This window comes from Saccharopolyspora ipomoeae (assembly GCF_029952525.1).
Lineage (GTDB): Bacteria > Actinomycetota > Actinomycetes > Mycobacteriales > Pseudonocardiaceae > Saccharopolyspora > Saccharopolyspora ipomoeae.
Genome location: NZ_JASAOF010000018.1, coordinates 33,385 through 52,812, shown reverse-complemented (window position 1 = coordinate 52,812; position 19,428 = coordinate 33,385). Strand labels below are relative to the sequence as shown.

Sequence of the window (19,428 nt, the reverse complement as noted above, 5' to 3'; positions counted from 1 at the left end):
CCCGTTCGGTCGTGAACGGGAAACGGGAACGGGGGGAGCGGAGCGAGGCTGGGGGTCTCGCTCCGCTCCTTCACGTTCGCAGGGGGCGGTGGGAGATGAGTTGGAGGAGGAGCTCGGAGACGTCGAAGTCGGTGATGAGGCTGGTGACGATGCCCGAGCGCAGCACCGCGTCGATGGCGCGGGCCTTGGGCGTGGTGTAGCCGACGGCGATGACCTCGGGGACCGCGCGCAGCTGCTCGTGCGGGATGGCCAGGACGTGGTGGGCGAGTCCGGTGGACAGCTCGTTGCCGTCGGCGTCGAAGAGGCGGGCGGCGATCTCGGCGGTGGCGCCGCGCTCGCGGATCGACTCCCGCTCGGCCGGGCTCAGCGAGTCGTAGACGGTCGACTCGTTCTCCTGCCAGGCCCCGATGCTCACCACCGCCTTGGTGAGGTGGTGGAACTGCTCGAAGGTCTCGGCGATGCCGGGCTGGTTGCGCAGGATCTCGGTGGTCCGGCGGTCCGGCAGCACCAGCGGACCGTAGATGGGGTAGGACTCGCCGCCGGCGACCGCGGCCACCCGGCCCACCGTCTCCACCGAGCGGTCCCGCATGTCCATCCCGGCCTGCACGCCGCAGAGCTGCACGATCGGGCACTTGGGCAGGCTGCGGACGGCCTCCGCCATCGCGTTGACCGAACGCGCCCAGGACAGGCCGATGACGTCGCCCGGCACGGTGATCTCGGAGAGGAGCTGCGCGGCCAGCGCACCGACCCGGCGGCGCAGGTCGGGTCGCTCGGCCTTGGAGTGCGCTCGGCTGAGCACCAGCGCGCGCCGCAGGCCGTAGGCCGTGCGAAGTCGTTCGGACTGCTCCACGTCGACCGGGAAAGGCAGCTCGAACGAGATCTTGATCAGGCCGCTCTCCTGCGCCGATGTCAGGATCCGGGCGACCTTGAAGCGGCTGATGCCGAACTCCTCGGCGATCTCCAGCTTCGAGCGCCCGGCGACGAAGAACCGGTGCGCGATGGACGCCGCCGTCATGGTGTCGATGAGCCCGCTACGTGGCCGGGATGTGCTCATATGAGCACTATAACGTGAAATCTGAACGAAAGGTTGACGTCATCAACAGTGAACCTCTTCAATGCGTGGCAAGTTCAGGGCAGAGTACAGCGCAGTTCGCTCAGATGAGCGCTCTGGAGTCGGAGGTGTGATGCGGGCCGCGATCATTGACGAACCCGGTTCCATCCGGGTTGGCGACGTACCGGATCCGGTACCTCGGGAGCGGCAACTGGTGGTGAAGGTCGGCGCCACCGGCATCTGCGGCACCGATGTGCACATCGCCGACGGGCACTTCCCGCCCACGCCTTACCCGATCGTGCCGGGCCACGAGTTCGCAGGCGAGGTCGTCGAGGTGGGCCCGGACGTGCCGGGCGACTGGAAGGTGGGCGACCGGGTCGCGGTCGACCCGTCGTTGTTCTGCGGGTACTGCACGCCCTGCCGCAACGGGCACGGCAACCTCTGCGCGAACTGGGGCGCCACGGGTGACACCGTCGACGGCGCGTTCGCCGAGTACGTCGCCGTTCCCTCGGCCAACTGCTACCGGATGCCCGACGAGCTGACCTGGCAGCAGGGCGCTCTCGTGGAACCGGTCTCCTGCGCCGTGCACGGCGTCCGTCAGATCGGCGTCGAAGCCGGCGAGAAGTTCCTGATCATCGGCGCGGGCACGATGGGCCTGCTGATGCAGCAGCTGCTCCAGCGCGCGGGCGCGCAGGTCACCGTCGCCGACCGCAACGCCGCGCGGCTGCCGCGCGCCGAGCGGCTGGGCGCGGTCGCCACCACCGAGGACGCCTCCGAGCTGGAGGGCGGCTTCGACGCCGCCGTCGACTGCACCGGTGCCGCCCCGGCCATCGAGACCGCCTTCGACAAGCTGCGCCGCGGCGGACGACTGCTGGTCTTCGGCGTCGCCCCGGCCGAGGCGCGGATCTCGTTGTCGCCGTTCCGCATCTACAACGACGAGATCAAGATCGTCGGCTCGATGGCGGTGCTGCACAGCTTCGGTCCCGCGCTCGACCTGATGGCGATGGGCGCCATCGACGGCGACGAGCTGCTCACCGACGCGCTGCCGCTGGAGGAGTTCGGCAAGGCCCTGGAGCTCATGCGCAGCGGCGCCGGGCTCAAGGTCCAGGTGCTGCCGGGAGGTGCCGATGCCTAAGTCGTTACGGCGCGGCCGGATACGGCTCGCGCTGCTGGCGATGGTCGGCCTGCTGCTGACCAGCTGCGCCGGAGCCGGGGCGCTGGGCTCCGGCGGACGAACCCTGGTGATCGCGATCGTGTCCAACCCGCAGATGGAGGACGCGGTCGCGCTCAAGGGCGAGTTCGAGAAGGAGAACCCGGGGATCAACCTGAAGTTCGTGCAGCTGCCGGAGAACCAGGCACGCGCGAAGATCACCGCCTCCACCGCCACCCAGGGCGGCGAGTTCGACGTGGCGATGATCAGCAACTACGAGACCCCGCAGTGGGCGGCCAACGGCTGGCTGGAGAACCTCCAGCCCTACATCGACAAGACCCCCGGCTACGACGCCGACGACTTCATCCCGACCATCCGGGACTCGCTGTCGCACGACGGGTCGATGTACGCGGTGCCGTTCTACGGCGAGTCGTCGTTCCTGACCTACCGCAAGGACCTCTTCGAGCAGGCCGGTCTGGTCATGCCCGAGCACCCGACCTGGCAGCAGATCGCCGATTTCGCGGCCAAGCTCGACAACCCGGCCACCGGCATGTCGGGCATCTGCCTGCGCGGCAAGCCCGGCTGGGGCGAGAGCCTGGCGCCGTTCTCCACGGTCGCCAACACCTTCGGGGCCCGCTACTTCGACGAGAACTGGAACGCCCAGATCACCTCGCCGGAGTTCAAGGCGGCGGCCAACTTCTACGTGAACCTGGTGCGCGAGCACGGTGAGATCGGTGCCTCCAGCGCCGGGTTCTCCGAGTGCGGCACGCACTACGCGCAGGGCCAGGCCGCGATGTGGTACGACGCGACGGTCATGGCCGGCACCAACGAGGACCCGGCCGAGAGCAAGGTCGTCGGCAAGAACGGCTACGTCGCCGCCCCGGTCGAGCGCACCCCCGAGGCCGGTTGGCTCTACACCTGGTCGCTGGCGATGCCCAAGGTCGCCAAGGACAAGGACGCCGCCTGGCAGTTCATGAGCTGGATGACCTCCAAGCGGTTCGTCAAGCAGGTCGGCACGACCTTCGGCTGGAACCGGGTTCCGCCGGGCGTGCGCAAGTCGACCTACGAGATCCCGGAGTACCAGCAGGCCGCCGCGGCCTACGCGCAGCCGACGCTCTACGGCATCGACAAGGCGAAGCAGTCCAACACGATGGCGAACCCCGTTCCGTACCCGGGGATCCAGTTCGTCGGCATCCCGGAGTTCCAGGACCTGGGCACCCGGATCAGTCAGCAGTTGTCGGCGGCCATCGCCGGACGGATCACCGTCGACGAGGCCCTGGAGCAGTCCCAGGAGTACGCCGAGTCCGTCGGCGAGTCCTACCGGGAGACGCGATGAGCCAAACGGTGGTCGAAGAAGTCCAGGCGCCCGCGGTGCGCAAGAACGAGACCGCGAAGTCCGGTGCCTGGCTGCGGCGGGCGCCGCTGCTGCCCGCGCTGCTGTTCACGGTTCTGGTCACGCAGATCCCGTTCCTGATGACGGTGGTCTACTCGTTCCAGTCCTGGAACCTGGTGCGGCCCGGTTCGCGCCACTTCGTGGGTCTGCGCAACTACGTCGACGTCTTCGCCGACAGCCAGTTCCGCGGGGCGCTGCTCAACACCGTGGTGCTGACCGTGGTGTGCGTGTTCATCTCGATGCTGCTGGGCCTGGGCCTGGCGATCCTGCTGGACCGGAAGTTCCTGGGGCGCGGCGTGGTCCGCACCCTGCTGATCACGCCGTTCCTGATCCTGCCCGCGGCCGGTGCGCTGCTGTGGAAGACCACGATGTTCGACCCGACCTACGGGCTGCTGAACTTCGTCTTCGGCGGCGACACCGACTGGCTCGCGGAGTTCCCGCTGGCGTCGGTGATGACGCAGGTCATCTGGCAGTGGACGCCGTTCATGATGCTGCTGATCCTGGCGGGCCTGCAGGGCCAGTCCAAGGAGGTGCTGGAGGCCGCCGCGGTCGACGGCGCCGGGCGGTGGCGGACGTTCGCGTCGATCACGCTGCCGCAGCTGTCGCGGTACCTGCAGCTGGCGGGTCTGCTGGGGGCGATCTACATCGTCAACAGCTTCGACGCGATCTTCCTGATGACGCAGGGCGGTCCGGGCACGGCCAGCACCAACCTGCCGTACTACATCTACCAGCGCGCGTTCGAGGGCTTCGACATCGGCCAGTCCTCGGCGATGGGCGTCGTCGTGGTCATCCTGACCCTGATCGTCGCGAACTTCGCGCTGCGCTTGATGTTCCGCACCTTCGGCCTGAGCGAGGCGCGCTGATGCATACCTCGAACCCGATCGGCCGGTGGGCGCTCACGGCGTTCACCTGGGTCGTGGCGATCCTGTTCGTCTTCCCGCTGCTGTGGATGGTGCTGACCTCCTTCAAGGAGGAGGCCGACGCCTACACCGATCCGCCGCGGCTGCTGTTCACCCCGACGCTGAGCCAGTTCGCCGGGATCATGGAACGCGGCTTCCTGCCGTACCTGGGCAACTCGGCGTTCGTGACGATCGTGTCGACGCTGCTGGTGCTGCTGCTGGCGGTCCCGGCGGCCTACGCGCTGTCCATCTCGGCGGTGCCCGGGACCCAGGGCGTGCTCGGATTCTTCTTGTCCACCAAGATGCTTCCGATCGTGGCGGCGATCATCCCGCTGTACGTCATCTCGCAGAACATCGGTCTGCTGGACAACGTCTGGGCGCTGGTCATCCTCTACACGGCGATGAACCTGCCGCTGGCGGTGTGGATGATGCGGTCGTTCTTCCTGGAGGTGCCCAAGGAGATGGTCGAGGCCGCCCGGGTCGACGGCGCACCGCTGCCGGTGCTGCTGTTCCGGGTGATCCTGCCGGTCGTCGCACCGGGCATCGCGGCGACGGCGCTGATCTGCGTGATCTTCTCCTGGACGGAGTTCTTCTACGCGGTCAACCTCACCGCCGCCCAGGCCGGCACCGTGCCGGTCTTCCTGGTCGGCTTCATCACCAGCGAGGGCCTGTACTGGGCCCAGCTGTCGGCGGCGGCCCTGATGGCCTCGCTGCCGGTGATGGTCATCGGCTGGATCGCGCAGAACCACTTGGTGCGGGGTCTGTCGATGGGCGCCGTCAAGTGAGGCGCCGTCAAGTGAGGCACCGTCAAGTGAGGCGCCCCGAAGAGAGGACGCCGGTGAAGTAATCCGGACCGGGGCCGTCGGAGATATCGCGCGTTTCCGGCGGCCCCACCCGGAAAAGTCTCCCCGAATTCACCGAGACCTGGCTCACACTCCACGTCAGGTTCGGTGAATTGAGGACGTTGGTCCTAGCGAGTGCGGTCGTTCCTTCGGCATGCTGTGTGTAGCCGCTCGGTTACGGGCAGGTGCCTTCGGAGGTTTCACGCTTGTTGGCTAGGGAGACGACCATGGAACAGACCAGGATCGGCGCGTCCGCATCGCACGCAGTCGAGAAGCAATCCGAGACTGCCAGGGCGTCCGCTCCTCATGAACTTCCGGCGCCTCGCTCCGCCGACGAGCTCAGCGGCAAGCCCCGCCTGATGATCACCCGCGGCAACGCTGTGGGCAGTGGTTTCGTGCTCCAGGCGGAGCGCACCACGATAGGGCGGGACGCCATATGCGACATCGTCGTCGATGACATCACCGTCTCCAAGGAGCACGCCGAGATCCGGCGCCGGGGCGAGGCCCACGTGCTCGTCGACGGCGGCTCGCTCAACGGCACGTACCTCAACAGGCTGCCGGTGGACACCGCGGAGCTGCACGAGGGCGACGAGATCTGGATCGGCAAGGCCCGGTTCACCTACCGCACGGGGCTGTGAGCGCGACGCGGGCGTCGACCGGGGGTTCGAAGCTCTCCCGGTCGACGCCCGCGCTCGTCCGCTCGATCAACGGGTTTCCGCCGCGTGCAGGTCGGCGGGCCGCAGCGCGAGGGTGGCGGTGAGGCCGATGAGGCCGGTGAGCACCAGGTAGCCGCACGCCCACCACGGCGACCCGCCGCCGACCGCGATGAGCGCGGTGACGATGAGCGGGGTCAGGCCCGAGGCGTAGATTCCGGAGAACTGGTAGACGAACGACATCCCGGTGTAGCGCGAGCGCACCGGGGCCAGCTGGGCGTAGAGGGTGCCCTGGGGCGCGTAGAGCAGCGCGTGCACCACGCCCAGAACCAGCACGATGATGATCCCGGACAACAGCAGGTCCCGGGTCTGGAACGCCACGAACGCGGGGTAGACCGACAGCGCGAACAGCCCGGCGCCCAGCGCGTAGGCGCGGCGGGGCGTGATGCGGTCGCTGACGCGTCCGAACACCGGCAGCAGCACCGCCAACACGGCCGAGGCCAGCATCACCGAGATCAGCACGCCGTTGCGCGGCAGGTGCAGCGTCGAGGTGGCGTACGACAGGAAGAACACCGCCCAGGTGTTGAACGCCGCGCCCTCGGCCCACCGCGAGAGCAGTCCCAGCACGGTGTTGCGGCGGGTGGTGCGGTCGCGGAACAGCTCGACCAGCGGGGCCTTCGCGGCGCCCTGGGTCTCCCGCATCCGCTCGAACGCCGGGGTTTCGGCCACCCGCAGCCGGATCACCAGGCCGATGAGGACCAGCAGGATGCTCACGCCGAACGCGATCCGCCAGCCGTAGCCGAGGAACTGCGCGTCGTCGAGGACGTTGCCGAGCAGCGCGAACAGCCCGGTGCCCAGACCGAGGCCGAGCGCGAGGCCGACCTGCGGCCACGCGCCGTACCAGGCGCGCTTGCCGGGCGGGGCGTACTCGACGGCCATGAGCACGGCGCCGGCCCACTCGCCGCCGATCGCCAGCCCCTGCACCACGCGCAGCAGCACCAGCAGCAGCGGCGCGAGCAGCCCGACCTGCTCGTAGGTGGGCAGCGCGCCCATCGCCGCCGTGGACAGGCCCATCAGCAGCATGGTGGTCACCAGCGTGCGCTTGCGGCCGATGCGGTCGCCGATGTGTCCGAACAGGATTCCGCCGAGCGGGCGGGCGACGAACCCGACGAAGAACGTGACGAACGCCAGCATCGTCGACACGGCGGGGTCGTCGGTGGGGAAGAAGAGCTTGTCGAACACCAGCCCGGCCGCGGTGCTGTACAGGAAGAAGTCGTACCACTCGACCGTGGTGCCCATCAGGCTCGACACGATCACGGTGCGCACGTCCCGGCGCGAGACCTCGCGCACGTCCGGAGCAGGCTGCAGGCCCGCGGTCATCACTGCCTCCAAGGCCGGGGGTCCGGCCGGTTAAGAACGGGTGTCGGGATCAGGTACCCGGACACGCCGCGGAGGCCACGCGGAGCAGGTCGACGTGGTGGCGGGAGGTCAGCAGTGCGGGGCGGAGCACGGGCCGAGCTTCGCCGCCGGACTCCGACCCGGTCAAGAGTGGGAGCAATTTTCCACGTTGTGGGATGCGTCGCGCGTTCGTTGACTTCGCTCCGCCCGCTGCCGAACGATGAAGCGCGTGGAACCCCTGACCCGCCGCCGCCACGTGGACCTGCTCCGCGTGGTCGCGCAGGCCTGTCGCAGCTGACTTCCCCTCCCGCGCAGATCGGACAGGCAGTCCACGTCGGACTTTTGGAGAAGCAGATGCCCCTCACCTTCCACTGGTTCCTGCCCACCTACGGCGACAGCCGCTACCTCGTCGGCGGCGGGCACGGCACGCCCACGCACACCGCCGGTGGCGCCCGCCCGGCCACGCTGGGCTACCTCGGGCAGATCGCGCGCAGCGCCGAGCAGCTCGGGTTCGAAGGCGCGCTGACGCCGACCGGTGCGTGGTGCGAGGACGCGTGGCTGTCGACCGCGATGCTCGCCGAGGTCACCGAGCGGCTGAAGTTCCTGGTCGCCTTCCGGCCCGGCCTGCTCTCGCCGACCCTCGGCGCGCAGATGGCCGCGACCTTCCAGCGGCACTCCGGGCAGCGGCTGCTGCTCAACGTCGTCACCGGCGGCGAGAGCCACGAGCAGCGCGCCTACGGCGACTTCCTGGACAAGGACGCCCGCTACGCCCGCTGCGACGAGTTCCTGGAGGTCGTGCGCGGCCTGTGGCGCGGCGAGCGGGTCGACTTCCACGGCGAGCACGTCCGCGTCGAGGGCGCCGAGCTCACCCGCGTGCCCGACCCGGTGCCGCAGGTGTACTTCGGCGGCTCGTCACCGGCTGCGGGCGACGTCGCCGCCAAGCACTCCGACGTGTACCTGACCTGGGGCGAACCGCCCGCCAAGGTCGCCGAGAAGATCGAGTGGATCCGCGGCCTGGCCGCCGCGCAGGGCCGCTCGCCGCGCTTCGGCATCCGGCTGCACGTGATCAGCCGCGACACTGCCGAGCAGGCGTGGGCCGAGGCGCAGCGGCTGCTCGACGCCCTCGACCCGTCGGTCATCGAGCAGGTCCAGGCGGGCCTGGGGCGCAGCGAGTCCGAGGGGCAGAAGCGGATGCTGGAGCTGCACCGCGGCTCCACCTCGGAGCTGGAGATCTACCCGAACCTGTGGGCGGGCGTCGGCCTGGTGCGCGGGGGAGCGGGCACGGCGCTGGTGGGCAGCCACGCCGAGGTCGCCGAGCGCATCGAGGAGTACCACGCGCTGGGCATCGACGAGTTCGTGCTCTCCGGTCACCCGCACCTGGAGGAGGCGTACTGGTTCGGCGAGGGCGTGCTGCCGATCCTGGAGCGCAAGGGCCTCTGGCGGCACCCGGCCCGAGCGGAGGCCGAACCGGCCCCGGCGAGCATCCCCTTCGCCGGAGCGCCCACTCCGGCTTCCTGAGCCGAACGCGAACGACCCGGACGAGCGCTCTCGTCCGGGTCGTTCGCGGTTCAGCGGCGCAGCGCCTTGATGATCAGCTGACCGATGACGACGTAGACCAGCGCGGCCAGGCCGTAGTTGAGGACGACGCCCAGCAGCGCGTCGTCGGGGGTGAACACGTCACCGAGGCCCAGCACCAGGGTCTTGGCCAGGACGTAGATGACCGAGACGAACTCGTTTCCCTGGTTGGCGTCGAAGACGACGAACAGCACGTGCAGCAGGAAGATCGTGAGCACGATGCCGAGCACGACGCGGACGACGTGCGCGACGCGGGCAGAGCTCTCGTCGCGGCGCCGCCGCTCCTCGTAGTAGTCGTCCTGCGGAGGCCGTCCCTGCGGGGGATAGCCGTAACCCTGCGGCGGGTACGGGCCGCCCTGGTGCGGCGGGTAGGGGCCGTGGCCCGGAGGCTGCGGGTAATTCATGGGGCCGGATTGTGGTCAGCGGGAAGCGCTCGGAACAACCCCGCGGCGATTGCGGAGAGTGGAGAGGAAAGCCACGAACAACCCCTCGAAATGAGAAGAGGAATTCCGCAAGCGGCGAAGACCTGGGAAATCGAGAAGTCGCCCTGCGTGAACAGTTTGGCGGGGGTGAGCGAACGTTGTTCTCGCGTAATTCCGGCGAGTCCGCATCGTTGTTCCGGGCTGTGGGATCACTCCTATTCCGGATGCATGATCATCTGGCATGCTCGCCCGCCGCGCGGTAGGTCGGGGAGCGCGAAAAACCTTGCCCGAACACGACTTCTCGGATGGCAGATGAACTACGCTCAGCAACAGATGGTACACGGACGGCCACCGAACCATCGGCCGAAACGCCGTCGCACGGGCAGGAAGATCCTCGTCGTGCTGCTGGTCCTGGTGCTGGCGCTGGCCGGTTTCCTGATCTACGTGGACTACTCGCTCAAGCGGGAGGCGGCGCTGCCGACCGACGGCGAGCGGCCCGCCGACGGGCCGGGCACCAACTGGCTGCTCGTGGGCTCCGACAGCCGCGAAGGGCTCGACGCCGACCGCCAGGCCGAGCTGGGAACCGGTGATACCGCGGGCCGCCGCACCGACACGGTCATGCTGGTGCACATCCCGCAGGCCGGCGGCAAGCCCACGATGGTGAGCCTCCCGCGCGACTCCTACGTCTCGATTCCGGGGCGTGGCAAGGACAAGCTCAACTCGGCCTTCGCCTACGGCGGTCCGCAGCTGCTGGCCCGGACCGTCGAAGCGTCCACGGGCGTGCGGGTCGACCACTACGCCGAGATCGGCCTGGGCGGCTTCGCCGACATGACCGACGCGATCGGCGGCGTGGACCTCTGCGTCAAGGAGCCGATGCAGGACCCGAAGGCCAACCTCGACCTGCAAGCGGGCTGCCAGGAGCTCAGCGGCCCGCAGGCGCTGGGCTACGTGCGCACCCGCGCGTCGGCGCGCGGCGACCTGGACCGGGTGCAGCGGCAGCGCGAATTCCTGGCCGCGCTCACCGAGAAGGCCTCCTCCCCAGAGGTTTTCCTCAACCCGCTGCGGATCTTCCCGCTCATCCTGGACACCTCGGGCGCGTTCATCGTCAACACCGACGACCACGTCTGGCACCTCGCCGGGCTCGCGTTCGCGATGAACGGCATCGCCTCCGGGCAGGGCGTGACCACCACGGTCCCGATGTCCGGGTTCGGCGAGACCAGCGAAGGCGCCTCCGTCGTGAAATGGGACGGGGAAAAGGCGGAAACGCTTTTCGGGGCGCTCGCCAACGACACCGAGGTCCCGTCGGACGTCATCGTCACGGGAATGTGAGTCCCGGATTCCCGGCACCGAATCGGAACAATTCATTCCGATTCGGTGCCGGGGTGCGCCCGGAAGAATTCCCTCAGACGTCGGCGACGCAGCGGAAACCGAGATTCCCGCTCGAACTGTCCGGGGTGTTCGACGTCCTCGCCGCGACCCGATAGCGGTTGCAGTAGGAGTCGTGGCACAGGTAGGACCCGCCGCGCATCGAGCGGTTCTCGATTCCCTCCGCGAAGCGGTCGGCGCACCACTCCCACACGTTGCCCGAGACGTTGTGCAGCCCGAAACCGTTGGGCTCGAAGGAATCCACCGGCGCCGTGCCCACGTGGCCGTCCTCGGCGGTGTTGCGGACCGGGAACCGCCCCTGCCAGATGTTGCAGCGGTGCTCTCCGCCCGGCGTGAGCTCGTCGCCCCACGGGTAGCGGGCCTGGTCCAGGCCGCCGCGCGCCGCGTACTCCCACTCCGCCTCGGTCGGCAGCCGCTTGCCGGCCCACGTGCAGTAGGCGACGGCGTCGTTCCACGAGACGTGCACGACCGGGTGGTCCCAGCGGCCGTCGAGATCGCTTCCGGGGCCCTCGGGACGGCTCCAGCTCGCGCCGCTCACGCCGCACCACCACGGAGTCTGCTCCGGGCGCGGCGACTCCTTGCGCAGGTGTCCCGGCAGGAACTTGGCGAACACGTAGGTCCAGCCGAACCGCTCGGCCTCGGTGACGAACCCGGTGGCCTCGACGAACTCGGCGAAGCGCGCGTTGGACACCGCGTGGCGGTCGATGGCGAACGAGTCCACCCGGACCTCCCGGATCGGGCCCTCGGCGTCGTCGGGGAACCCGTCGGCGTCCTCGGTGCCCATCCGGAACACGCCGCCCGGCAGCACCACCATCCCGTCCCGATCGAGACCGCCCGGCGTGATCGGCTGCTCCGGCCCGCTCGCGGAACCGGAACGCGACGGGGGACAACAGCTCGCCACTCGGCACCTCCCGCACTCGTCTTGCGCTGCGCGACGACGTTACCCGCGCGCGTCCCGCGCGGGAGGACGGCTTCCGATGTGACGGCGGCAACTCCCGGGAACCAGGACGGACCCGGCACCGACATCTCGAACGGACGCACGACGCGCGAACGGAGACGAGATGAGCACCGAGGCGACCCCGGCTGACGAGACGACCCCAGCTGCCGAGAGGGCCGCCGCCGGGAAGACCACGCCCACCGCCGGAACGTGGGCGGCGCTGCGCCCGCTGGTGCTGCGGCTGCACTTCTACGCCGGACTGCTCATCGCCCCGTTCCTGGTCGTGGCCGCCACCACCGGACTGCTGTACGTGTTCAGCCCGCAGCTGGAGCAGCTGGTCTACGACCGCGAGCTGCACGTGCCCGCGAGCCCGCACCACGTGCCCGTCGACGACCAGCTCGCGGCCGCCCGCGAGGCGCTGCCCGGAGCCTCGGTGATGTCGATCCGACCCGCGCCCACGCCGACCGACACCACGCAGGTCCTGTTCGCCGCCCCGGACCTGCCGGAGAGCTTCCAGCGCACCGCGTTCATCGACCCGCACACCGCCGAGGTGCGCGGCGTGCTCGACACCTACGGCAGCGGCCAGGCGCTGCCGCTGCGCGCGTGGATCGACAACCTGCACCGCGGCCTGCACCTGGGCGACTTCGGCAGGCTCTACAGCGAGCTCGCGGCGAGCTGGCTGTGGGTGGTGGTGCTCGGCGGTCTGCTGCTGTGGTTCCGGCGCCGTCGCGCCACCCGCAGGTCCCTCGTCGTCCCCGCGCCCGCGGCCACCGGGCGCAAGCGGCTGCTGTCCTGGCACGGTGCGCTCGGGACCTGGATCGCGCTGGGCCTGCTGTTCCTGTCGGCGACCGGCCTGACCTGGTCGAACTACGCGGGCGCCAACGTCACCGCGCTGCGCGGGGCGCTGTCCTGGGAGACCCCGACCGTCTCCGCATCGGCCGTCGCGCCGGAGCACCAGGGCCATCACGGCCACGGCGGGCACGGCGCGCACACCGGCGTCGGCGTCGGGCCGGAGCGGGTGCTGCGGGCCGCCGAGGCCCAGGGCCTGACCGGGCCGGTGGAGATCACCCCGCCGTCCCACGGCGGCGCCTACGTGGTGCAGCAGATCCAGCGGCACTGGCCCACCCAGCAGGACTCCGCCGCCGTCGACCCGGCCACCGGCCAGGTCGTCGAGACCGTGCGCTTCGCCGACTGGCCGCTGATGGCCAAGCTCGCGCGCTGGGGCGTCGACGCGCACATGGGCCTGCTGTTCGGCCTGGTCAACCAGATCGTGCTGGCCGGACTGGTGGTGGCCCTGCTGACCGCGATCGCGCTCGGCTACCGGATGTGGTGGACTCGCCGCCCGGCAGGCAGCTTCGGCGCCCCGGTGGCCCGCGGCGCCTGGCGCCAGGTCCCGCTGCGGGTGCTGCTTCCGCTGGGCGCGGTGACGCTGGTGGTGGCGTTCTTCCTGCCGCTGCTGGGGATCTCGTTGCTGGCGTTCCTGGTCCTCGACACCGCCCTGGGGCGCTGGCGGGCGGCTCGTTCCTGACGTGACGTTCATCATCCGCTTCGCGGGAGGAACTCCGGGCCCGGGCAGCTCGACCGGCCGGGAAATTCGCTTGACCAGCCCGGATGATGGAAGACGTCGCGCACGCCGGTGAACGTGTCGGTTTCGCGATGCTTCGTCGCGACGGGAATTTTCGTTCGCGCCGAGCGTTAAGCTGAATCGGAGCTCTTGGGGGACGAGCACGCTCGTGAAGGAGAAGGTTCACGTGCCGCCCCGGCACTGGACCCGCTGATCCGCCGGCCGAGATCCGGCCGCCCGACGCCGTCGCGGACCCCACCGCCGTGTGGGGCGATCCGCCGCGCGAGCGGACCTGACGCGCCCGCCTGAGAGCGCAGAACTCCACCGAATCGCCGTCAGCGACGCGGCGAGCCCGACCGGCAGACCGGCCGGGAGGAACACCGGCCGCGACCAGGCCCCACACGAGCGAGGTGCACGACAACCCCATGACCGAGACGGCCGAGATCGCGGAGCCTGACCGGCAGACCACCCCGCCGAAAGCCGCCACCGTGCTGCTCGGCGTGCTGGTCGCCTCGGCGTTCGTGATGATCCTCAACGAGACGATCCTGAGCGTCGCGCTGCGCGACCTCACCGTCGACCTCAACGTGTCCACCACGACCGTGCAGTGGCTGACCAGCGGATTCCTGCTGACGATGGCGGTGGTCATCCCGATCACCGGGTTCCTGCTGGAGCGCTTCACACCCCGCCAGGTGTTCCTCACCGCGATGACCCTGTTCAGCCTCGGCACGCTGCTGAGCGGGCTGGCGCCCGGCTTCGGGATGCTGCTGTTCGGCCGCATCGTGCAGGCCGCGGGCACGGCGGTGATGCTGCCGCTGCTGATGACCTCGGCGATGCGGCTGGTCCCGCCGAACAAGCGCGGGGCCACGATGGGCACCATCTCGATCGTCATCGCGGTCGCCCCCGCCGTGGGCCCGACCATCGGTGGTGCGGTGCTGTCCTCGCTGGGCTGGCGCTGGATGTTCTGGATCGTGCTGCCGCTGGCGGTGCTCGCCCTGGCGATCGGTGCGGTGTGGATGCGACTGGACAGCGAGACCCGGTCGGTCCCGCTGGACGTGCTGTCGGTGCTGCTGTCGGCGATCGGCTTCGGCGGCCTGCTCTACGGCCTGTCGGCGATCGGTGAGTCCGGTGGTGCGCACGCGATCCCGCCGTGGGTGCCGCTCGTGGTGGGCGCCGTGGCGCTGGTGCTGTTCGTGAGCCGTCAGCTGCGGCTGCAGCGCGACGACAAGGCGCTGCTGGACCTGCGGCCGTTCCGCAACCGCTCGTTCGTGGTGCCGCTGGTGCTGGCCGCGCTGCTGTTCATGTGCCTGCTGGGCGCGGCGGCGATCCTGCTGCCGCTGTACCTGCAGACGGTGCTCAAGACCAGCACGTTCGTCAGCGGTCTGGCGGTGCTGCCCGGTGGTCTGCTGATGGGCCTGATGGGTCGGCCGGTCGGCAGGCTGTTCGACCGGGTCGGGCCGCGCCCGCTGGTCATCCCGGGTGCGGCGGCGATGGCGGCGGCGCTGTGGCTGTTCGCCACGCTCTCGCCGGAGTCCCCGCTGGGCGCGGTGATCGGCTTCCACCTGCTGCTGATGCTGGGCCTGAGCCTGATGATGACGCCGCTGATGACCTCGACGCTGAGCTCGCTGCCGGATCACCTGTACTCGCACGGCAGCGCGATCCTGGGCACGCTGCAGCAGGTCGCGGGCGCGTTCGGCACGGCGGTGTTCGTGACGGTCTCGTCGCTGAGCTCGACCAACCCGGCGGGCACCCCCGACGCGGCGGGCCTGCGCACGGCGTTCATCGTCGCCGGTGGCATCGGCCTGCTGGCCTTCGCCACCGCCCTGTTCATCCGCAAGACCGACGGCCAAGGCGCCTCGGCAGCAGCGGCCGTGCACTGACCGAACCGTCGAAAGAGGCCGGGGGCACGTGAAACCCACGTGCCCCCGGCCTCTTTCTGGCGCCCCCCGGCCTCTTCTGCTGGTGTTCAGTTCGGTGCGTTCCTCACCAGTGGACAGTTTTAGCCATAATCACCCGTGATCAATGTCCCTTTTGTCCGGACAATTATGGCTAAAACTGTCCGACTCCAGGACCCCTACTTCCGGGAGCGGAGGAGCTTGTTGAAGGACTTGGCGTTCTTCGGGGCCGCGTGGAGGCGGCCCGCCGCCGCGTCGTCGATCAGGGCGTCGACGGTCTCCGCCGCGCACGCGCGGTTCGCACCGATGCCGCCCGCGGCGCCGCGCTTGGCCCAGCCCACCACGTAGGTGCCCGGCTGAACCCGGCCCGCGGTGTTCGGGATGACCCCGCTGGCCTCGTCGAACGGCAGCTGCGGGATCCGCACCCCGCGGCTGCCCACCGACCACAGCACCATCCCGGTCTCCACGTCGCGGCTGTCGGAACCGTCGCCGACCCGCAGTGCGCGGACCTGCGCGTCCCCGACGACCTCGGTCGGAGCCGACGAGAACCGCAGCACCAGGCGGCGGTCCCCGGCCGGAGCCCGGTCCCAGTCGACGTCCTCGACCGGCAGGTCGCGCAGCAGCCCGGCGGTCGAGCCCTCGGCCGCCGAGGCGATGACCTCGCCCGAACCGCCGTGGCCGTCGACCACGATGCGGCCCGCCAGCCGCTGCTGGATGCCGACCCACTCCGAGCGCGTGAACGCCGCGTGCTCGGGCCCGCGCCGCGCCAGCAGCACGACCTCGCGGACCTTGCTCTTGCGCAGCGCCGCGAGCGCGTGCTCGGCGATCGGGGTGCCGACCAGCTCGTCGGGATCGCTGAGCAGCAGCCGCGCCGCGTCCAGCGCGACGTTGCCGTTGCCCACGATCACGACCCGCTCCGCCGACAGCTCCACCGCGTCGGCCGCCAGGTCCGGGTGCCCGTTGCACCAGGCGACGAACTCGCGCGCGGCGAGCGTGCCGGGCAGGTCCTCGCCGGGCAGCCCGAGCGTGCGGTGACCGGGCGCGCCCACGGCGTAGATCACCGCGTTGTGGTGCTCGGTCAGCTCGGTGTGGCTGACGGTGCGGCCCACCTCCACGCCCAGGTGCATCCGCACCCGCGGGTGCTTGTAGCTGGTGGCGAAGGTGTGCTCGATCTGCTTGGTGCTGGGGTGGTCCGGCGCGACGCCGAACTTGATCAGCCCGCCCGGCGTGGTCATCCGGTCGATCAGCGTGATCTCGGCGTCGGTGGAGCGCAGCAGCGACTGCACCGCGTAGCCGGCGGCAGGCCCGGTTCCCACGACCGCCACGCTCGGCGCAGCGGCGTGCGTCGGCAGCGATCGTGGGAACTGCGGCTGACCCCAGGGGTAGGAGGCCGGGATCTCGGAGAACCGCTCCCGGTTGATCTCGGCGTGCACGGACAGCTCACCGGTGAGCTTGTCGATCGGGAACACCGCGTCCACCGGGCACGCATCGGCGCAGGCGCCGCACCCGATGCAGGCGCGCGGGTCGATGTAGAGCCGGTCGGTGGTCCCGAAGTCGGGCTCGTCCGGGGTGGGGTGGATGCAGTTGACCGGGCACACCGAGATGCACGATGCGTCGGCGCAACAGGATTGCGTGATCGCGTAGGTCATGGCCGTGTGCTCAGATCATGTGGACGCGCTTGTAGAACGCGATCGAGGTGCGGGTGAGCAGGCCGGCTTCGTCGAGGAACTCGATGAGCCCGGCGCTGGCGTTGCGCATCAGCGACTTGCGGTGCTCGTTGGACTTGACCTCCGCCAGCGCGCGCTTGGTGTCGATCCCGACAGAGGCGTAGACCTTCGGGCTGACCAGGGCGTTCACGATGACGTAGGCGGCGATGCTGATGATCGCGGCGCTGATGTGGCGCTTGACCCGCCCGATGCTCTGCATGTGCTCCTTGATCTCCTCCCGGGCGAACTTCATGTGCCGGGACTCCTCGACCACGTGGATCTTGGAGCTGGTGCGCACGATGTCGAGGACGTTGTCGCCGCGCATCCAGTCGCGCTGCATCACGTCGAGCACTTCCTCGGCGACCAGTCCGGCGCCGTAGGCGACCTCACCGGTGGCGAGGCTCTTCAACCCCCGCGCGAGCTCGATGACGCCGCGGCTGGGGAAGTAGGCGGGGACTTCGAGCTTCTGGCAGATGCGGGCGAACATGATCGAGTGCCGGCACTCGTCGGCGACCTCGGTGAGGGCGAACTGGAACTCGGAGTTCGCGGGGTCCTTGACGTACTGGTCCCGGAGGATCATCTGCTGCAGGATCATCTCGAACCAGATGCCGGTGCTCATGATCGAGCAGACTTCGTGCCTGGTCAGCGCGATCCGCTGCTGTTCGGTGAGCTCATCCCACAGCTTGGTCCCGTAGAGCGTGCTCCACTCGGGGTTGAGGCCGTACTGGTCCTCGGGCAGCGGGCTCTCCCAATCGATTTCCGTGCTGGGGTCGTAGGAGAGCGTCTGCGAGGACTCCAGCAGGCGGCTGGAGAAGTCCTGCTCGGCGCTCTGGCCGGCAACACCGACGGCGGTCATTGCGCACCTCCGCAGTTCGTCGTACTCGAAGTAACAGGAACAGACTGTACCCCATAAATCCGCGGTTGCGGAGTCCCTTTTTCCCGGCGGCTAGACTTTGCGGGTGACCGCATCAACGACACGGCAGGTGGACGGCCGCAGCGCCCGGTGGGCGGGGTATCGCGAGAAGCGGCGGAAAGAGCTGGTCGATGCGGCGCTGAGAGCCATCGCCAAGCACGGGCCCGAGGTGTCGGTCGAGCTGATGGCCGAAGAGGCCGGGGTGGCCCGGCCCCGGCTGTACAAGTACTTCAACGACACCGCCGACCTGGGCGCGGCGATCGCCGAGCGCGTCGCCGAGATGGTCACCGAAGAGCTCGCGCCGATGTTCAACCCGCGCGGCACGCCGCACGAGATGATCCGCGCCGCGATCGGCGCGCACACCAACTGGCTGGCCGAGCACGGCAACCTCTACCGCTACCTGAGCATGAACTCGGCGACCGGTGGGGCCGGGCAGAACGTCGTCACCGACGTCAAGACGGTGATCGCCCGCCAGGTCACCGGGCTGTTCCAGTTCTTCCTGGACCAGTTCGGCGTCCAGGTCCCGGTCGTGCAGCCGCTGGCCTTCGGGATCGTCGGTCTCGTCGAGTCCGGCGCGAACAGCTGGCTGGAGGACCCGGGCGGGCTCACCCTCGACGAGCTCACCGACTGGCTCTGCGATTGGACCTGGCACCTGCTCGACCAGTCGCTCCAGGTCTACGGAATCGAGCTGGATCCGAATCTGCCCCTGGCAGAAGCGGATCCAGCCGACTGACTCAGAGCATGTGCGCCTGCCGGTAGACCGCCACCGCGGGTGGGGTGAGCAGGCCCGCTTCGTCGAGGAAGTCCATCAGGCCAGCGCAAGCGTTGCGCAGCATGGACTTCCGGTGCTCGTTGGCCGCGGCGGCGGCCACCCCGTCGCGGGGCCGGATGCCGACCGCCTTGTAGACCTGCGGGCTGACCAGGCTGGTGATGATCGCGTAGGCGACGCCGGAGATCAGCAGCGCGCTGGCCTGGCGCTGCAGGGTTCCGATGCCCTGCACGTGGGCCTTGGTCTCCTCCCGGGCGAACTTCATGTGCCGGGACTCCTCGACCACGTGGATCTTGGAGCCGGTGCGGACGACGTCGAGCACGCGGTCATCGCGCATGAAGTCGCGCTGCATCACGTCGAGCACTTCCTCGGCGACGAGCGTGCCCGCGTAGGCGACCTCCCCACCGGCGACGCTCTTGAAGACCCGCGCCAGTTCGATGACCACCTTGTGCGGGAAGTAGGCGGGGACTTCGAGCTTCTGGCAGGCACGGGCGAACATGATCGAGTGCCGGCACTCGTCGGCGATCTCCGTGAGGGCGAACTGGAACTCGGAGTTCGCCGGGTTCTTGACGTACTGGTCCCGGAGGATCATCTGCTGCAGGATCATCTCGAACCAGATGCCGGTGCTCATGATCGAGCAGACTTCGTGCCTGGTCAGCGTGATCCGCTGCTGTTCGGTGAGCTCATCCCACAGCTTGGTCCCGTAGAGCGTGCTCCACTCGGGGCTCAGCCCGTACTGGTTCGCCGGCAACGGAGCGTCCCAGTCGATCTCGGTCATCGGGTCGTAGGACAACATCTCCGACGATTCGAGCAATCGCGTGGAGAAGTCCGGTTCCACGTGATGGACAGAAGTCATGTCCACACACCTCCGCACTACG

General features: G+C 69.5%; 17 protein-coding genes. 10 read left to right on the top strand and 7 right to left on the bottom strand.

All coding sequences use genetic code 11. The features are described from left to right. Positions 1 to 70 precede the first annotated feature (70 nt). Positions 71 to 1,054 carry a sugar-binding transcriptional regulator gene (locus QFW96_RS22705; protein WP_281457733.1) on the bottom strand — a complete coding sequence of 328 codons (984 nt, stop codon included), beginning with the start codon at positions 1,052 to 1,054 and terminating at the stop codon, positions 71 to 73. A gap of 130 nt (positions 1,055 to 1,184) precedes the next feature. Here QFW96_RS22705 and QFW96_RS22700 point away from each other — a divergent pair, with 130 nt between their 5' ends. The 5 genes from QFW96_RS22700 (at position 1,185) to QFW96_RS22680 (ending at position 5,973) form a co-directional block, all read left to right on the top strand. Next, on the top strand, positions 1,185 to 2,186 hold the full coding sequence (locus QFW96_RS22700) for a zinc-dependent alcohol dehydrogenase family protein (RefSeq protein WP_281457732.1): 1,002 nt from the start codon (positions 1,185 to 1,187) through the stop codon (positions 2,184 to 2,186). Next, entirely contained in the window at positions 2,179 to 3,537 is a 1,359-nt protein-coding gene (locus QFW96_RS22695; protein WP_281457731.1) for an ABC transporter substrate-binding protein, read from the top strand. The genes QFW96_RS22700 and QFW96_RS22695 overlap by 8 nt, the downstream gene beginning before the upstream one ends. Then, entirely contained in the window at positions 3,534 to 4,457 is a 924-nt protein-coding gene (locus tag QFW96_RS22690; RefSeq protein ID WP_281457730.1) for a carbohydrate ABC transporter permease, read from the top strand. The genes QFW96_RS22695 and QFW96_RS22690 overlap by 4 nt, the downstream gene beginning before the upstream one ends. Then, a complete protein-coding gene (locus QFW96_RS22685; RefSeq protein ID WP_281457729.1) occupies positions 4,457 to 5,278 on the top strand; it encodes a carbohydrate ABC transporter permease in 822 nt (273 codons plus the stop codon). The genes QFW96_RS22690 and QFW96_RS22685 overlap by 1 nt, the downstream gene beginning before the upstream one ends. Positions 5,279 to 5,562: 284 nt before the next feature. After that, positions 5,563 to 5,973, top strand: a complete 411-nt coding sequence (locus QFW96_RS22680) for an FHA domain-containing protein (RefSeq protein WP_281457728.1) — start codon at positions 5,563 to 5,565, stop codon at positions 5,971 to 5,973. 66 nt (positions 5,974 to 6,039) lie between these two features. On the opposite strand, the gene QFW96_RS22675 is transcribed toward QFW96_RS22680, so the two are convergent. Next, positions 6,040 to 7,368 carry an MFS transporter gene (locus tag QFW96_RS22675; protein ID WP_281457727.1) on the bottom strand — a complete coding sequence of 443 codons (1,329 nt, stop codon included), beginning with the start codon at positions 7,366 to 7,368 and terminating at the stop codon, positions 6,040 to 6,042. Between the two features lie 372 nt (positions 7,369 to 7,740). Here QFW96_RS22675 and QFW96_RS22670 point away from each other — a divergent pair, with 372 nt between their 5' ends. Then, the gene (locus QFW96_RS22670; RefSeq protein ID WP_281457726.1) at positions 7,741 to 8,904 is read left to right on the top strand and encodes an LLM class flavin-dependent oxidoreductase; all 1,164 of its coding nucleotides are present in this window, start codon (positions 7,741 to 7,743) and stop codon (positions 8,902 to 8,904) included. A gap of 50 nt (positions 8,905 to 8,954) precedes the next feature. On the opposite strand, the gene QFW96_RS22665 is transcribed toward QFW96_RS22670, so the two are convergent. Then, a complete protein-coding gene (locus QFW96_RS22665) occupies positions 8,955 to 9,365 on the bottom strand; it encodes a hypothetical protein (RefSeq protein WP_281457725.1) in 411 nt (136 codons plus the stop codon). Between the two features lie 417 nt (positions 9,366 to 9,782). Between QFW96_RS22665 and QFW96_RS22660 the strand changes: the two genes are divergently transcribed. Beyond that, the gene (locus QFW96_RS22660) at positions 9,783 to 10,712 is read left to right on the top strand and encodes an LCP family protein (protein WP_281457724.1); all 930 of its coding nucleotides are present in this window, start codon (positions 9,783 to 9,785) and stop codon (positions 10,710 to 10,712) included. A gap of 73 nt (positions 10,713 to 10,785) precedes the next feature. Here the strand turns inward: QFW96_RS22660 and QFW96_RS22655 are convergent, their stop codons facing one another. Beyond that, positions 10,786 to 11,670 (bottom strand): formylglycine-generating enzyme family protein, encoded by an 885-nt coding sequence (locus tag QFW96_RS22655; RefSeq protein WP_425524784.1) that lies wholly within the window; start codon positions 11,668 to 11,670, stop codon positions 10,786 to 10,788. Positions 11,671 to 11,830: 160 nt separating this feature from the next. On the opposite strand from QFW96_RS22655, the gene QFW96_RS22650 reads away from it, so the two are divergent. Both QFW96_RS22650 and QFW96_RS22645 read left to right on the top strand, forming a co-directional pair. Next, a complete protein-coding gene (locus QFW96_RS22650) occupies positions 11,831 to 13,234 on the top strand; it encodes a PepSY-associated TM helix domain-containing protein (RefSeq protein WP_281457723.1) in 1,404 nt (467 codons plus the stop codon). Positions 13,235 to 13,695: 461 nt separating this feature from the next. Beyond that, complete coding sequence (locus QFW96_RS22645; protein ID WP_281457722.1) at positions 13,696 to 15,147, top strand: DHA2 family efflux MFS transporter permease subunit; 1,452 nt, start codon at positions 13,696 to 13,698, stop codon at positions 15,145 to 15,147. Between the two features lie 194 nt (positions 15,148 to 15,341). On the opposite strand, the gene QFW96_RS22640 is transcribed toward QFW96_RS22645, so the two are convergent. Next, positions 15,342 to 16,760 (bottom strand): FAD-dependent oxidoreductase, encoded by a 1,419-nt coding sequence (locus QFW96_RS22640; RefSeq protein ID WP_343231402.1) that lies wholly within the window; start codon positions 16,758 to 16,760, stop codon positions 15,342 to 15,344. A 61-nt stretch (positions 16,761 to 16,821) separates the two neighbouring features. Further along, a complete protein-coding gene (locus tag QFW96_RS22635) occupies positions 16,822 to 17,724 on the bottom strand; it encodes an AurF N-oxygenase family protein (RefSeq protein WP_281457720.1) in 903 nt (300 codons plus the stop codon). A 103-nt stretch (positions 17,725 to 17,827) separates the two neighbouring features. Here QFW96_RS22635 and QFW96_RS22630 point away from each other — a divergent pair, with 103 nt between their 5' ends. Continuing rightward, positions 17,828 to 18,514 (top strand): TetR/AcrR family transcriptional regulator, encoded by a 687-nt coding sequence (locus QFW96_RS22630; protein ID WP_281457719.1) that lies wholly within the window; start codon positions 17,828 to 17,830, stop codon positions 18,512 to 18,514. A 1-nt stretch (position 18,515) separates the two neighbouring features. On the opposite strand, the gene QFW96_RS22625 is transcribed toward QFW96_RS22630, so the two are convergent. Next, a complete protein-coding gene (locus QFW96_RS22625; protein ID WP_281457718.1) occupies positions 18,516 to 19,406 on the bottom strand; it encodes an AurF N-oxygenase family protein in 891 nt (296 codons plus the stop codon). Positions 19,407 to 19,428: the final 22 nt, after the last annotated feature.